The sequence below is a fragment of the Neobacillus cucumis genome, from assembly GCF_023715505.1.
In genome coordinates this window covers 66056-81300 of the sequence record NZ_JAMBOH010000013.1, presented here as the reverse complement: position 1 = coordinate 81300, position 15245 = coordinate 66056, and the positions used below count along the sequence as shown (strand labels likewise).

General features: G+C 39.7%; 13 protein-coding genes. 12 read left to right on the top strand and 1 reads right to left on the bottom strand.

Annotation, left to right across the window (positions count from 1 at the left end; translation table 11 throughout):
• Nucleotides 1–689: 689 nt before the first annotated feature.
• On the bottom strand, nt 690–1832 hold the full coding sequence (locus M3226_RS18495; RefSeq protein WP_251567872.1) for a transposase: 1143 nt from the start codon (nt 1830–1832) through the stop codon (nt 690–692).
• 479 nt (nt 1833–2311) lie between these two features.
• On the opposite strand from M3226_RS18495, the gene M3226_RS18490 reads away from it, so the two are divergent.
• From M3226_RS18490 to M3226_RS18435, 12 genes are all read left to right on the top strand, one after another.
• Nucleotides 2312–2905 (top strand): NADPH-dependent FMN reductase, encoded by a 594-nt coding sequence (locus tag M3226_RS18490; protein WP_251567870.1) that lies wholly within the window; start codon nt 2312–2314, stop codon nt 2903–2905.
• Between the two features lie 165 nt (nt 2906–3070).
• Complete coding sequence (locus M3226_RS18485) at nt 3071–3643, top strand: putative ABC transporter permease (protein WP_251567868.1); 573 nt, start codon at nt 3071–3073, stop codon at nt 3641–3643.
• 216 nt (nt 3644–3859) lie between these two features.
• Nucleotides 3860–4633: a cytochrome c oxidase assembly protein gene (locus tag M3226_RS18480; protein ID WP_251567866.1), complete on the top strand. Its 774-nt coding sequence runs from the start codon at nt 3860–3862 to the stop codon at nt 4631–4633.
• Nucleotides 4634–4988: 355 nt separating this feature from the next.
• Nucleotides 4989–5693 (top strand): response regulator transcription factor, encoded by a 705-nt coding sequence (locus tag M3226_RS18475; RefSeq protein WP_251567857.1) that lies wholly within the window; start codon nt 4989–4991, stop codon nt 5691–5693.
• Nucleotides 5694–5696: 3 nt separating this feature from the next.
• The gene (locus M3226_RS18470; RefSeq protein ID WP_251567855.1) at nt 5697–7058 is read left to right on the top strand and encodes a sensor histidine kinase; all 1362 of its coding nucleotides are present in this window, start codon (nt 5697–5699) and stop codon (nt 7056–7058) included.
• 13 nt (nt 7059–7071) lie between these two features.
• Nucleotides 7072–7767, top strand: coding sequence for a polysaccharide deacetylase family protein (locus M3226_RS18465; RefSeq protein ID WP_251567853.1), 696 nt, complete (start codon nt 7072–7074; stop codon nt 7765–7767).
• A 1-nt stretch (nt 7768) separates the two neighbouring features.
• Nucleotides 7769–8362: a DedA family protein gene (locus tag M3226_RS18460; RefSeq protein ID WP_251567851.1), complete on the top strand. Its 594-nt coding sequence runs from the start codon at nt 7769–7771 to the stop codon at nt 8360–8362.
• 472 nt (nt 8363–8834) lie between these two features.
• The gene (locus tag M3226_RS18455) at nt 8835–9782 is read left to right on the top strand and encodes a glycoside hydrolase family 43 protein (RefSeq protein ID WP_251567849.1); all 948 of its coding nucleotides are present in this window, start codon (nt 8835–8837) and stop codon (nt 9780–9782) included.
• A gap of 446 nt (nt 9783–10228) precedes the next feature.
• Complete coding sequence (locus M3226_RS18450; protein ID WP_251567848.1) at nt 10229–11410, top strand: MGDG synthase family glycosyltransferase; 1182 nt, start codon at nt 10229–10231, stop codon at nt 11408–11410.
• Nucleotides 11411–11425: 15 nt separating this feature from the next.
• The gene (locus M3226_RS18445; protein WP_251567846.1) at nt 11426–12028 is read left to right on the top strand and encodes an undecaprenyl-diphosphatase; all 603 of its coding nucleotides are present in this window, start codon (nt 11426–11428) and stop codon (nt 12026–12028) included.
• 27 nt (nt 12029–12055) lie between these two features.
• Complete coding sequence (locus M3226_RS18440; protein ID WP_251567843.1) at nt 12056–13753, top strand: DUF6044 family protein; 1698 nt, start codon at nt 12056–12058, stop codon at nt 13751–13753.
• A gap of 15 nt (nt 13754–13768) precedes the next feature.
• Entirely contained in the window at nt 13769–14761 is a 993-nt protein-coding gene (locus tag M3226_RS18435; protein ID WP_251567841.1) for a glycosyltransferase family 2 protein, read from the top strand.
• The last annotated feature ends 484 nt before the right edge of the window (nt 14762–15245 follow it).

Below are 15245 nucleotides of genomic sequence, written 5' to 3'. Positions count from 1 at the left end.
AGCTTTTGTCCGGGAAGGAAATTTAGGACAAATGCAGTACTGCTGTCATTATTATAAATAACCCGTTTTCTGAATCCTCACCCTATTGAAATAGGGTGGTTCTAAAAGATTAGACCTTCTTTGAATGAAGGGTACATGTACTTTTCCCTTTCCTTACTAAACAAGAACATAAGATAATTCTTGCCGTTTTGACTCATGAGTTTTCCATGCAACATTCGCGAACGAACAGCTCTTCCACGCAAAAGAAAGACAGTCTTAGACATGGAGGAACCCGGTGGTTTTCCAGTCGCCGTTTAGTATTCGCATCCGGCTTTAACCTGCCAAACAAGAGATCTCTAAAACTAACGTCATAGATTGCCTGTTCTTCCGTGGGATTCAACACGGCAAAGGTTTGAATTTTAAATAATTAAAATCCGATGCTAGATATAAACTTTTTATTTAATGACCGAAGCAACTCTTCGGTCTTTTTGTAGTTTTCAAGAAACGATAAATATTCGGTTATACACTTCTTTCTGTTTACTTTATTTTTTGCATTATTTACGTTTTTAATTAGCCAAGCGGAGTAACAATCTCTCTGTATTTTTGTTCCGTCCGGTAGGACGTGAAACCGTTGAGACAACTTCTTCCTCTGATAATCATTTAACACATGGCAATACTGGCTAGCTCTCACCGTCCACGTATTTACGTACTCAATTTTTTACTCCTTGATAAGATAGTTTTTTATTAACAATGGATAAAAACATGCTTGGTGCTTTGTATCCAATTCTTTTGCCGAACTTTGTTTTCTGGAGCCCCTTGTAATTCATTTTTTCGCAATATACCTGGTTTCCCATATTGAGAATGGTATTAGCTAGTTTATTGTGCATAATTTTTCGAACAGAGGCGATCTTACGGCAGATTTCTTTTAGCTTAAACAACTGTTTCCAATAATGTTTAGAGCGTATCCATTTATCTCTGTTCCCCTTTTTTGTAGTCCCGTTTTCATTGTACCTATTAGGGTTGGTCGCCCTCCTAGACCTATCCATTTTTCTAAAAATTCTCCGTTTTTCTTTCTCCATCATTTCCAAGCCATCACAAAATTCCTCAATCATTACCTCTTTATCCGATACAGCTGCAATGGTTGATATACCAATGTCTAATCCGACTTCACCATCACAAGTTTTGTGTTTTTGTGGAGGAGTACCTTTAAATACTAACTGCAAATAATATTTGACTTGCCCCCTAATAGTCTTTCGAACCAGGCGACAATAGGTAATTTCATCGTGTAGAGCCTTCTGGATGTATTTATCTTTCATTGGAATATGAACTTTCATTTCTAAACCATTCCAATATAAAACTCCGTTTTCGTAGGTTAAACCAGCTTTGTTGTTTTTTCCTTCAACCGAATCAAACTGTCCGTACTTTTTAAAATGCACCTTTTTACCTTTTCCGAAAAGATAGTCAGAAATAGACTTCCAAACTTGAAGGGCAATTTTCTGTACCAAATGAGAATCTAAATGTATTTTTTGTTTATGCTTCGAATTATTAGGTTTCTTTTGTTTAAAATGTTTGCCCATTTCTTTGACGATTCGCTCAGCCCCTGTCTGAGAGACATCATATTTTTCTCTTATTTCTCCTAGTGCAGCCGACCGTACTTCAGATTTTTCTTTCTTCAACCATGATTGATATTCTTCATCAGCTCTCATAAGAGCAATATTTTCTAGCATTTTTCCTTTACAAGCATTTGAGATATGACGAGCAATTTCAAATCTAGTTTCTAGTATATGGAGTTGAAATGTCTCTAAAAGTACATCTAACTCAACTATATAACGTATTTTCCTCTCCTTTGACATATCTCCCACCCCGAACGTATATTCTATATAATAAATTATATGGAAAACTATAGAAATAATCGATCGAAGTGACTTGAAATCAAAAAACGGGCATTCATCACCTCATTGAAATAAGGTGATGAATGCCTGTGGAATCGTAAATTTGTCCTCACTAAATTCCTGATAGGTATTAATCGATTGCTTCTCCATAAAATACCTCCTTATGTTCTCTATCTATAATATAAATGAAAAACATTATCAATTAAGTGAACTAAATCACGCATTTATATATTATTCTCTGGAATAAATTCCAATATGTAAACTATGTTTAATATGCGGATTAAGCAAATTATAATAATTAGTCTACAAAATCCATCCTAATTATCTTCAAAAAAAAGTTGACTTGTTAAAAATAATGTTATATGATTATCTCGAATTAAAAATAAACAACTTTGAGATACTCACATCTAAGATATAACATCAAGAAGGCGGTGCTAACAATGGGTTTTTTAAATCGATTATTTGGTAACACACCAGAGGAGGAAAATAAAATGACAAAATTAAATATCGGGATTATTTTAGGAAGTACACGTCAAGGACGCGTTAGTCCACAAGTAGGCGAATGGGTAAAAGGAATTGCTGACAAACGCGGCGATGCTAATTACGAAATCGTTGATATCGCAGACTTCAACCTACCATTCTTAGGAACTACTGATGGAACAGAACCAGGGATTGCTGCATGGAACCAAAAACTAGCAAGCCTAGATGGTTTCGTATTCGTTGTTCAAGAATACAACCACAGCATCACAGGCGCTTTGAAAAATGCTCTTGATTTTGCACGTGAAGCTTGGAATGACAAAGCTGCTGGTATCGTAAGCTATGGATCAACTGGCGGTGCTCGTGCAGCTGAACACTTACGCGGCATCTTAGGCGAATTAAAAGTGGCAGACGTTCGTACACACCCAACCTTGTCATTATTCACTGACTTCGAAAACGGCAGTGTCTTCAAACCAGCTGAATTACACCTTACAAATGTAACTGCAATGCTTGACGAAGTAGTAAAATGGAGCGGAGCATTAAAAACAATTAGATAATAAGTTTCTAACAATTGAAACAAATATAAAGGTGTCTGATACCTAAATGGTGTCAGGCACCTTTTGCATTTGACGGCTGTTATAAACCGGATTTTTTGGTATAATCTCCATCTTCACGGTTAATCCTAAAATGGGAAAATCTTATCCTTGAAAGGTGGTTTAGCCATGACTCATAGTTGGTTAAAAGGCTTGGAACTTCAATTTGTAGAAGTACTTACGATGGAAGGAGCCGCTGCCATCCTCTTTTATTTCACCTTTTATTCATTCATTGGCTGGCTGCTCGAAAATAGTTATAACTACGTCACCAAACGGGAATTTTTTAAGGAGAATTTTTTATTTGGCCCCTTTAAACCGATGTACGGGATGGCGCCTGTGCTATTGGTCTACTTAACTCCACAGGGTTCCCATTGGCTATACGTACTTAGTCTATGTTTTATCATCCCCACTCTTGTTGAGTATGCAAGCGGGTCTCTGCTGCAGAAATTATTTCAAAGACAATGGTGGGATTATTCAGAAACACGGTTCCAGCTGCATGGTCATATTTGTTTGCATTTTTCCATCTGCTGGGGATTTTTATCACTACTTTGTATAAAGTGGATTCACCCCGGAATTATTTCGCTATATGGCAGCATAGAGCCTCTTTGGACCTGGATCTGGTCAGCTGTAGGACTCTACTTCCTTGCCGATCTCGCCCTCACGATTCGAAAACACACCCTCCAGGAAATCGTTGGTGCCTGACACCATTTCCATTCTAAACACTCCTTCTATGATAAATAATGGAAGGGGTGTTTTACATTTCCGTTTCCATTTACAGTTCCGACGGACGAAGGACTCCCAGTGTTTTAGGGAATATTTCTAGATTGAAATCATATAATCTATAGTTCAGATAAGCGTTGTAATAAGATGACTTTCTCCATGTAACCATCAGGATTATTCAGAGGGAGGAAGAAAGATATGCTAGATGTATTTTTGCTTGAAGGTCAAATGGTGTGGAATACCCCATTAATGGCAGGTCTTTTTTGTATCGGTGTTTTATATGTTGCTTTATTACGTACACATCCAGAACTCAAAGTCCATCCGGCCCAGCCATTATTATTCTTTTCCTCTTTATCCTTACTCTATCTCACCATTGGCAGCCCCTTATCAACACTCAATCATTTATTATTTAGCTTGCATATGATCCAGATGAGTTTATTATACTTTGTCATCCCACCACTTTTTTTACTAGGTATTCCAGAAGCCCACACGCCCATTATTAAAGGAATAAGTCTGTCCCCATTTGCTGCTTTAGTTACCTTTGCCATTATGTTTTTCTTTTATCATCTTCAAGCTGTTTTAACGTTTCTAACCTTAAATCCGTTCATCCACAATAGTTATCTGTTCCTGTTATTACTTTTATCCTTCATGATTTGGCTCCCGATTGTAAGGGAACAGAATAAACAATTTGCCCTCTTAAGCGGAATTTTACTGCTGCCGGCCTGCGCCCAGCTCATTTTAAGCGGACTTTTTGGAAGTGTAACTAATCCCCTCCTAGGCGAAATGATGGCAAGTCTATGCATTACACCTGCTGGGTTAAATTCACTTGGGTTTTTTTCGTCAGCATTCAACTCAAGGGTTGACCTCATCATTGCCGGAATACTGATGATGGGCATGCATAAATTCGCCTTATTCCTAACGGCTCGGTTGAAAAATAAAGTAGTAGAACGTGATTTGACTGGGAATGGCTGAGGGCCGTTCTTTTTTTATGAGATTGGACAAAATATAAAATCATTAACTTTGAGAATTGTCTAGCTTCAGAGCCCAGCGACTAGTGGACTTCGCTCTTTTCCCTACGATAAGTCAACATCGAATCGCTATCGCCCTTCGTGTTGTCTAGCTACAGCACTTAACCAAGGCGCTTCCGCATTTTGGTTTTCCTTTATCTCATTCAAAGCGCTCCAGTCCTGTCGTGCGCTAAACGGGCACTTTCGCTTTTCTAGATTAAAATTTAATTAAATCAAGTAAACTAATAAAAAATAGTGCTAAATTGAAGAGGATGGAACAAATAAAGTTTCTCTACCTTACTAAAAAAGGGGGGCTTCCAATGCAGCAACAACAGCAAATTTTGGTGATTGAGGATGAACGACATATCGCCAAAATCTTAAAAATTGAACTCGAATACGAAGGGTACGAGGTAGTAGTTGCCTATGACGGGAAAGAAGGCTTACAGGCGGCATTCACCGAAAAACCGGATCTAATCCTATTAGATGTCATGCTTCCTGAAATGAATGGGATTGAGGTGTTAAGAAGGATTCGAAAAGAAAACAATCTCATTCCAATTATTTTGTTAACAGCCCGAAACCTGACAATGGACAAAGTAACGGGTCTTGACCAAGGGGCCAATGATTATATAACAAAACCGTTTGAAATGGAGGAACTATTGGCGCGAGTCCGTTCCTGCCTCCGACAAAATACAATTGCTTTGAAGGCGTCCCAACCGGAGGAATCGATTTTATCATTTCAAGACCTAACCGTAAATCGCGAAACACGAGAAGTGACCAGGGGGGATGCATCCATTACCCTAACCCCGAAGGAATTTGATTTGCTGGTTTATTTGTTAATCAATAAAAATAAAATTGTCACCAGAGAAAATATTCTTTTTCATGTCTGGGGATATGAATATGAGGGAGAAACAAATGTCATCGATGTGTTTATCAGACATTTACGAAAGAAAATCGAAGAAGACTTCGGAGGCCCAACCATTATTCAAACCGTGAGGGGAATTGGCTATACCATAAAGGAGAATTAAGCAATGAAGATTACAACCAAAATAAACATCATGACAACTGCTTGGATTCTCTGTGTATTAGTGGCTGTGAATGCGGTTGTCTTTTTCTCATTTATGAAAATAACGGTGAACATGGAAGATCAGGAGCTTTATCAAAAAGCAGATACCCTGATAAAGGAGATGAACCTGGACAAGTCCTCTGCTCTAAAAAAAGATCAGTTAACACCTTATTTAACCATGCATTCTTTTATTAGGATTGTTCAACCGGGTTCAAAAATGACAAATGAAGTAACCAATGATAAAGAATTGGCATCAAAAATCAAGCCGAAATTTGTCAATGAAAGAGAAGCCGTAAGAAAGACAATCAGTCAAAAAGATCGTGAAGAGCAAATTTTAATGGTCAGGGTCCCGATCCATTCCAATGGTCAAATTACGGGAACACTGGAGATCGGCGAGAAATTGTCAGGACTCGAACTGGCGAAGGATGTATTACTATCGATACAAATCTCTAGTACCATTTTAGGAGCCTTATTAGCGATGCTTGGCGGACGATGGCTGTCCAATTTAATTATGAGGCCGATTTCTAACATGATTAACACGATGGAGGACATCGAACAAAGCGGCACTCCGAAAAAAATTGTCATCCAGCATGATACACGTGACGAACTGCAAAAAATGGCGGTAACCTTCAATCGAATGATTGGCAGATTAGAAGAGAATCTCGAAAAACAACGACAATTTATTTCGGACGCTTCGCATGAATTAAAAACCCCGCTGACCGTGATCAAAAGTTATGCGGACCATCTATTAAGACGGGGAATCCGTAATGAGGCTGAGGCGCTGGAAGCTATTGAAACCATCCATTCGGAAGCGACAAGGATTCAAAAAATGACCGAAAGATTTCTGAACCTAGCTGACACTGAATCAGGGAATCACTTGGATGCCAAGCCCATTGATTTAGTTGTTTTATGTCAGAACATCATCAAGCAGCTTAAAAGTGCTTATAAGCGGGAAATTAATCTTTACTTTGCAAATCCATCCATTACGGTGTCTGCGGATGAATTAAAGCTGAAACAAGCCATCATTATTATCATTGATAATGCCATCAAATATAGTACAGACAAAATTGATGTGTATCTGAACGAGAACGAACATAATTCCATCATTAAGGTTAAAGATTATGGAATTGGCATACCTGATTATGAGATTAAAAACATCTTTGAACGATTTTACCGAGTGGACAAGGCCAGAAGCCGCGAAACTGGGGGAACAGGCCTAGGTCTAGCCATTGCGAAAAATATCATGAAACAGCATCATGGTGAAATTAAAATCAGCAGTACGGAAGGTGTAGGAACAGAGGCAGAATTATTTTTACCGAAAAGCTGAGAAAGGAACAATAATGAAAATATTATGCTTGAGAATCGGGTTCATGATCTTGTTCATACTGGTTTATGCGATATTACCAACGGTGCTGATTCGTATAAACGGTTGGGGCATCAAGAAAAGACTTCAGTCTGAGAAAATTGCGATTACTTTTGACGATGGCCCAAATCCCATTTATACCCCACAGTTGTTAGATCTTTTAAAAAAATACGGGGTCAAAGCTACCTTTTTTGTGGTCGGCAGTAAGGTAGACCGCTACCCGGAGATCATAAAACGGATGAGCGAGGAAGGACATACGATTGGGATTCATCATTTTCATCATGTCTCAAGCTGGATCTGCTCACCGTTTCGCATCAAAAGAGAGCTTGCCTTAACCGAACAGGCTATTAATGGATGCACCAATGAAAAGGTGACTTTTTATCGGCCGCCATGGGGGCATTTCAACCTTTTTAGCTTGATAATTAGCAAACCTTATAAAAAGATTATGTGGTCGCATATTTTTGGAGATTGGAAAGCAGAGAAGGCCAAAGACGGCCTGTTGAAGGAGCTGCGGACAGCCGTAGAACCAGGGTCAATCCTGTTGCTTCATGACTGCGGGGAAACGCTCGGGGCCGATCAAGATGCACCTGGCTATATGATTAAAAATCTCGAAATCTATTTAAAGGAAGCAATGGCTAAAGGGACGAAATTTATTACCTTAAAGGAATTATAATATGACTATTGAATCGATCCTACATTATATAAATTTATATGGTTATGTCGTAATCTTTATCTGCTTATTTTTTGGCATCGTCGGGATTCCCGCCCCGGAGGAATCTCTGCTCTTTTTAATTGGGATATTGTGTGGAGAGCATAAACTTTCATTTGAATTAAGTATGCTGGTCTCTATCCTTGGAGTGTTTACCGGTATGCTTTCTGCCTACGCCTGCGGGAAAAATCTAGGCTACCCATTTGTTAAAAAGTTTGGCAAGTACGTAGGGATTACCGATGAACGCTGGGAAAAAGCCGTTGGTTTTTACTCGAGAAATGTCCAGAAAACAATCCTATTTGGATTTTACATGCCAGGACTAAGGCAAATCAGCCCATATTTTGCCGGTATCACCAAGATCCCTTTCCGGAAGTTTGGACTGCTCTCCCTAGCAGGCACGCTTTTATGGACGATCCCGGTTATGTCGGCAGGATTTTTTGCAGGAAAGGCCTTTTATATTAATCCAGCGTATATACCCTGTGTAGGAATTGTTTCGTTTTTATTATTTATTACTTATGTTTGGTTTCGGAAACGAAAAAGGGCACGTGTAACATCATAAATAAACAGCCTGAGCCCTAGATAGATTATGGACTCAGGTTTTTTTGATGGAAAAATAAGAAAGCTTAAATTTCAAATTCGAGAATTGTCCAGCTCCAGCCGCCTAGCCCCTCGCTGGTCTACAGCCACTCAGGGAATGAAGGCAAAGAACGCCTTCTTTCCCTGAGCGTCTTATGCTTGGCTACAGAAAGCTATTGCTTTCTGCACGCATTAAGGGCGACTAGTCTTTGGCCTTGCTTTCGCTGGCCAGTCGAAAAGTCTCCCTATATCAGGGCTGACCAAGGCGCCTTCCCCTTTTCTTATTAATTTGGAGGAAATAGGTAAAGTTTGTCGTAAAAGTAATGGTGAACAAAAAAGTGAGAGTTGTTTCTGATGAAGAATTTTATTGTGATCAAGTAATAATGGGTGAGGCAGCAGTAGAAAAAAGTTTGGGAAGATATTTATAAAAGATATTTTTGGAGGGATTAAAAATAATGCAGGCTTATTTATTTGTTCACTTTAAGGAAAAGAGAACACCGGATGGGGAGCAGGTTTACTTCGGAATTAGTAAGGATGGCTTTATTTGGGAAGAAGTGAATGATGGAAATCCTGTTTTATGGAGTTACTATGGTGATAAAGGCGTTAGAGATTTTACCATTATAAGAACCAAAGAAGGTAAATTTGTTATTTTAGCAACAGACTTAAGTTTGTCATACGGTATGCTGAATCAGTATCAGCATTCATGGGATGAAATCGGCAGAAACGGAAGCAAATGTCTGGTTCTTTGGGAGTCTGATGATTTGATTCACTGGTCGGAGCAGCGAATGATTAAACTGGGAGATGAAAACTTTGGCTGTTTGTGGGCACCGGATGTTATTTATGATAAGAAAAATGATGATTACGTCATTCATTGGTCCTCATCCCATAGCATCAATGACTATGGAGAAAAGGGAATATACTATTCGCGAACAACAGATTTTGTGAATTTTACAAAAGCACAAGTTTTGTATCGGAAAGAAGACAGCGGTGTCATTGATTCTGCCATGTATGAGGAAGAGGGAAAGTATTATTTATTCTTAAAGAGTGAAAAGAATCCTTCTAGAATTATTCTTATGGAATCAGAGAATATTACTGGACCATTTAAGAAGATTGAAGACTTTGACAAAAGCATGGAGTCACTGCAAGAAGGACAATATGAAGCTCCAACTGCAGTTAAATTAGAAGATGACAGATGGTGCTTATTCTTGGATTATTATGGTTGTTCTGCAGAAGAACAAGGTTATGTTCCGTTCATAGCAGACAAATTGTCAAAAGGAAACTTCATTCGTTCGGATCAATCGTTTAAGTTCCCATATGGCTTTAAACATGGTACCATCTTGACGATTACCATGGAAGAATATGAAAGATTGAAATCTTATAAAAAGATGCCATCAGAGTATTAGGTATATAAAGGAACATAAAAATTAGATCTGTTATACTTTATTCTGTTTTTTTACACGCTGTTGATTGGAGCGGAAGGCGGCGAAGACTCCTCGAAAATGCTATCGTATTTCCTTCGTGCGCGGGCGGATTCGAGGATGTAAAATTATGTTCTGAAGGAGTACGGGGCAGGGGCCCACAGGCGCTAAAGCGCCGAGGAAGGCTCCCCGGCAAGCCCGCGGAAAGCGAAGCCGCCTGGAAGTGGAATCAACAGCCAAGTTTAAAGCACCTAAATTTAATTTAACAGAACAAAAAATTTAAAAAACTGTTGAGAGCCTAGTTCAAGTTGAAAACTGGGCCATTTTACTTAAAAAATTACTGAAGGCTTGATTAAAAATCTATTAAAAACCCATCTTTTACAAAAATGAGTGGTACAGTAAATGGGACGTAAAGTAAGGAGATGGACAAAATGAAAAAAATCTTGTTTTTACCACTCTTACAAATGCCTTCAGGCCATCATCAGGTTGCCGAGGCATTAATGGATGTATTAAAAAATCATAATGACAATCTTATAGTTAAAAAAATAGACCTACTAAGCTACACCAATAAATCGCTAGAAAAAGTGATCTCCAATGGTTATCTAAATTGGATCCGCTATGCACCTGAAACCTATAATCGGGCCTACAAAAGCTTCTTTTATTTGCCTGATGCTAAGAAACAGACCTTTAAATGGTATCAGCCGTTGTTTTTGAAAAAAATGGAACAATTGCTGCTGGAAGAAAAGCCTGATTTACTCGTTTGCACGCACGGATTTCCTTCACAACTTCTTAGCATTTTAAAAAAGAAAGGGAAATGCGGTATTCCGGTAATCAATGTCTATACAGATTTTTTTGTGAATAGTGTTTGGGGGAAAACAGGGATTGATGCCCATTTTGTTCCCAGCCAACAGGTAAAAGAAACACTGTACAAGAAATTTCAGATACCAAAGCATCAGATGATGGTAACAGGCATTCCCGTTCATGGAGAAATTACAAGGTACGACGAGGCTCATAAACCTAAGCATGCCCGGCCTAAAATATTAATTGCCGGTGGAAATAGCGGCTTAGGCGGGATAGGCAAGCTGCTGGATGAGTTAAAACAGTCAAGTGAATTAGATTATCTTGTGTTATGCGGCAAAAATAAAAAATTGTATGAAGAGATTCTTTCCTGGAATCTCGAACATATTCAGCCACTGCCTTATCTTACTTCAAGGTCGGCCATGAATGATCTTTATGAAGAAGTGGATGCGGTGATGTCAAAGCCTGGCGGTGTAACGGTAAGTGAAACATTGCACAAAAAGCTTCCTACCTTTGTTCATTCCATGCTCCCTGGCCAGGAAAAAGTCAATATGCGCTTTTTAAAAGAACAAAAGCTGGTATTTGTCATTGATCAGGAACAACCAATCGAACAGCAATTATTAACGGTGCTGCACGATCCTAAAAAAATGAAAGAATGGGAACAAGCCATCGATTCCTACCAAAAAGGGATCGAGCTCGATGGCCAGGAAGCAGTGGTAGAAGCGATTCTAGATGTATTGTACCAGCAGCCGCAAAGTGTAGCATCGGAAGTCATCCGTACGTCGGCCGTTTTACAACGTGCTGGTGCACAATAAGGAAGGAGGATAAAGATGTCTCATTTAGATTACTCAGCTTTTCAAATCATTAATCATCTGGCGGTAAGTGACCGCTTTTTAAATCCATTGATGATTTTTTTAGCTGAAAAAGCGCAATATCTCTTTTTTATAGCCATTATTTTTTATTGGTTTTATCCAAAAGCTAATAACCGAAAAATGATCGTGGAGGCGGTCCTGTCCGCCTGTATCGCCCTTACTCTCAACGGGGTGATCGGTCACTTTTATTATCGGGCCCGTCCCTTTGTGGCCCATCATGTTAACTGGTTGATTCCCCATGCGAGGAATGCTTCGTTTCCAAGTGACCATGCGACAGCTGCATTTGTGATTGCAACAGCCATATGGATCTGGATCAAACGAGATGGCTGGATCTGGTTGATTTTAGCAGCAGGAATTGCTTTGTCCCGTGTGTGGACAGGCGTCCATTATCCATTAGATGTTACTGCAGGAATGTTAATTGGGGTTAGCGTTGCCTTTGGTGTTCACTATTTATTTATTCATTTTGAGAGAATGAAAGAGTTTCGAGCAAGAATCATTGGGGTGTATGAAAGTGTGGAAGGGACGATCCTAAAAAAGACCAATATGCTTAGAAAAAGATAGGCATAAGGAGGAAATGTTCTTTTAGCCATGAACAAGCTTTGTAGAAAAATAAAACTAGGTTCAGAAAACAAATCTATCATGTTGGCCATCTTTCTCATCATGGTATATGTGTCCCCCCTATTTATCTTGGGGGAAAATGCCCATATTAGGGTCCATGATAATTTGGACTCGAATATCGCTTGGTACAAAGTATTAAAGAATAGCGGCCAATTATTCGGCGGTATTCATTCCGTCATTCCGCAAGTCATCAACGGCCTGCCGCGAAATGCATTTGGGACGGAGTTTAGCGGGATACAGTGGCTCCATCACCTTTTTCCATCGATGCCCGCCTACGCGCTAAGTCAAATCATTACAAGACTGTTTGCCTTTCTCGGAATGTATCTTTTGCTAAAACGACATTTTGTCAAAACAGATGAGGCCCGTCCAATCCGTGTTTGGGTATCGCTTGCGTTTGCCTTAACTCCCTTCTGGCCGTCAGGGATGTTGAGTACACTGGGAATGCCGCTTGCTCTGTGGGCATTTATGAACATCCGGGAAGGACGCTATTCGTGGAAAGAATGGCTGACACTGATTCTGCTGCCGCTCTATTCCAGCTTTGTGTTAGGATTTTTCTTCTTTTTATTTATGATGGGACTACTATGGTTGAGAGACCTGCTCGTCAAGCGGAAACTCAACGGAGTGTTCTTTAGCAGTATTGTATTAATGACGGCTATTTACTTATTAATTGAATACCGTCTGGTGGCATCATTAGTATTTCCGGATGCGCCAACGAGCCGAAATGAGTTTGTCAGTTCGACGCTGGGTTTTTGGCATACTATCCGACTCATAAGTAAGAATTATTTTCTTGGCCATACCCATGTATTAACGCTTCATACCTTGGTGATTGTACCGCTTTCCTTCATTGTTATCGGTTTACTTTGGAAAAAGAAGGAACCTAACGAGACAGACAAACGATTTGTATACCTATTTATTTTTAATATTCTGCTCTCTACCTGGTATGCCTTTTGGTTTTACAAAGGGTGGCAGCCGCTTAAAGAGAAGTTCTCTTTATTAAATACCTTTAATTTTGCCCGGTTCCATTTCTTAAGGCCGCTCGTCATCTATCTGATGTTTGCGGTCGGGGCGTTTATTTTGTGGAAAAAAGGAAATGGTTGGAAAACATTCGTAAAAATATGTCTAATTGCTCAATTAATTGTCTTGTTCTGTGCAAACGATGAAATTGTCTATCGTGTCGCCGGGAAGCCATCTGTTAAACAGTTTTATGCGACTGAGCAGTTTAAAGAAATCGCTGATTATATTGGCAAACCGAAGAGCAGTTACCGGGTCGCAAGTATCGGAATTCATCCGGCCATCGCCCAGTATAATGGCTTTTATACATTGGATACGTACAATAATTTTTATCCGTTAACCTACAAACATGAGTTTAGAAGAATTATTGCAGGAGAATTGGACAAAAGCCCGACATTAAAGAAATACTTTGACCAGTGGGGCGGAAGGTGTTATCTATTTGTCGCTGAACTGGGGAAACACTATGAATTTAAAAAAGATTCGAAAGTGAAAATACATCATTTGCAGCTGAATACCAACGTTTTTAAACAAATGGGCGGAAGATACATCTTTTCGGCCGTGCCCATTTTAAATGCCAAAGAAAATCATCTAGAACTGAAAAAGACCTTCAATCAAAAAGATTCAGCCTGGAAAATTTACCTTTATCAAGTTATGTAAGGAGGGAAATTTCAGATGAAGAATAAACCGATCTTAACGATTGTGGTTCCATGCTATAACGAAGAAGCGGTATTAAATGAAACCATGTTGCAATTGACTAAGGTAATGAATCATTTAGTCGAGGATTCGCTTGTTTCAAAAAATAGTAAACTATTATTTGTTGATGATGGCAGTAAGGATCAAACCTGGAATATAATTGAGAGCGCGTGCGAGAAAAATAGCTTTGTTACCGGGCTGAAGTTAGCCGGCAATGTTGGTCATCAGAACGCACTCATTGCCGGTCTCGAAACTGCCAATCAATACTCTGATTGCGTAATTTCAATCGACGCCGACCTTCAGGATGATATCAATGTGATTGAAACCTTTGTTGAGAAATACTGGGAAGGGATCGATATTGTATACGGCGTGAGGGATAGCCGCGAGACAGATACCTTCTTTAAGCGGAACACAGCACTGTTTTTTTATCGCTTCATGGAGCGGATAGGAATTAAACTGATTCCCAACCATGCCGACTTCCGGCTGATGAGTAAACGGGCATTGGATGAACTATTGAAATATAAGGAGACCAATTTGTTTTTGCGCGGTCTGGTTCCCTTAGTGGGATTTACCTCAGCAAAAGTCTATTATGATCGAAAAGAAAGGCTGGCTGGGGAATCAAAATACCCGTTGAAAAAGATGCTCGCCTTCGCCTTTGATGGAATGACGTCCTTCAGTGTAGCGCCGATTCGCTTTGTTACCTTTTTAGGTTTTCTCGCTGTAATCGTTAGTGCCTTGGTTGGCGGCTACGCGATTGTTCAAGAACTCTTGGGGCATACAGAGTCTGGCTGGACATCGTTAGTGATTTCAATCTGGTTTGTTGGCGGGCTGCAGTTAATGGGAATCGGAATAATTGGGGAGTATATTGGTAAAATTTATCGTGAAGTGAAACGCCGTCCAAGGTATGCGATCGAAGTGGACCGTTTCACATCTAAGGTTAAGGAAAAACTACGAGAGCCTGTTTTTAAATAATCAAAAGGACCCATTGGGTTCTTTTTTTTGTGTTTAAAGGGTACATGTAATTGTCATTCTCCTAAAGTTCGGACAGGACAAGTCAAAAATTCAGGAGTCGAGTCTGAAGTGGGCAGAGGTTCGGACAGGACAGGTGAAAAATATAGGAAGCGAGTCTGAAGTAGCCTCAGCTTCGGACAGGACAGCTCAAAAATTCAGGAGACAAGTCAGAAGTGGGCGGAGGTTCGGACAGGACAAGTCAAAAATTCAAGAAACGAGTCCGAAGAAGCCAAAGGTTCGGACAGGACAAGTCAAAAATTCAGGAAGCGAGTCCGAAGAAGCCCAAGGTTCGGACAGGACAAGTCAAAAATTCAAGAAGCGAGTCCGAAGAAGCCCAAGGTTCGGACAGGACAAGTCAAAAATTCAGGAAGCGAGTCCGAAGAAGCCCGAGGTTCGGACAGGACAAGACAAAAATTCAGGAAGCGAGTCCGAAGAAGTCCAATGT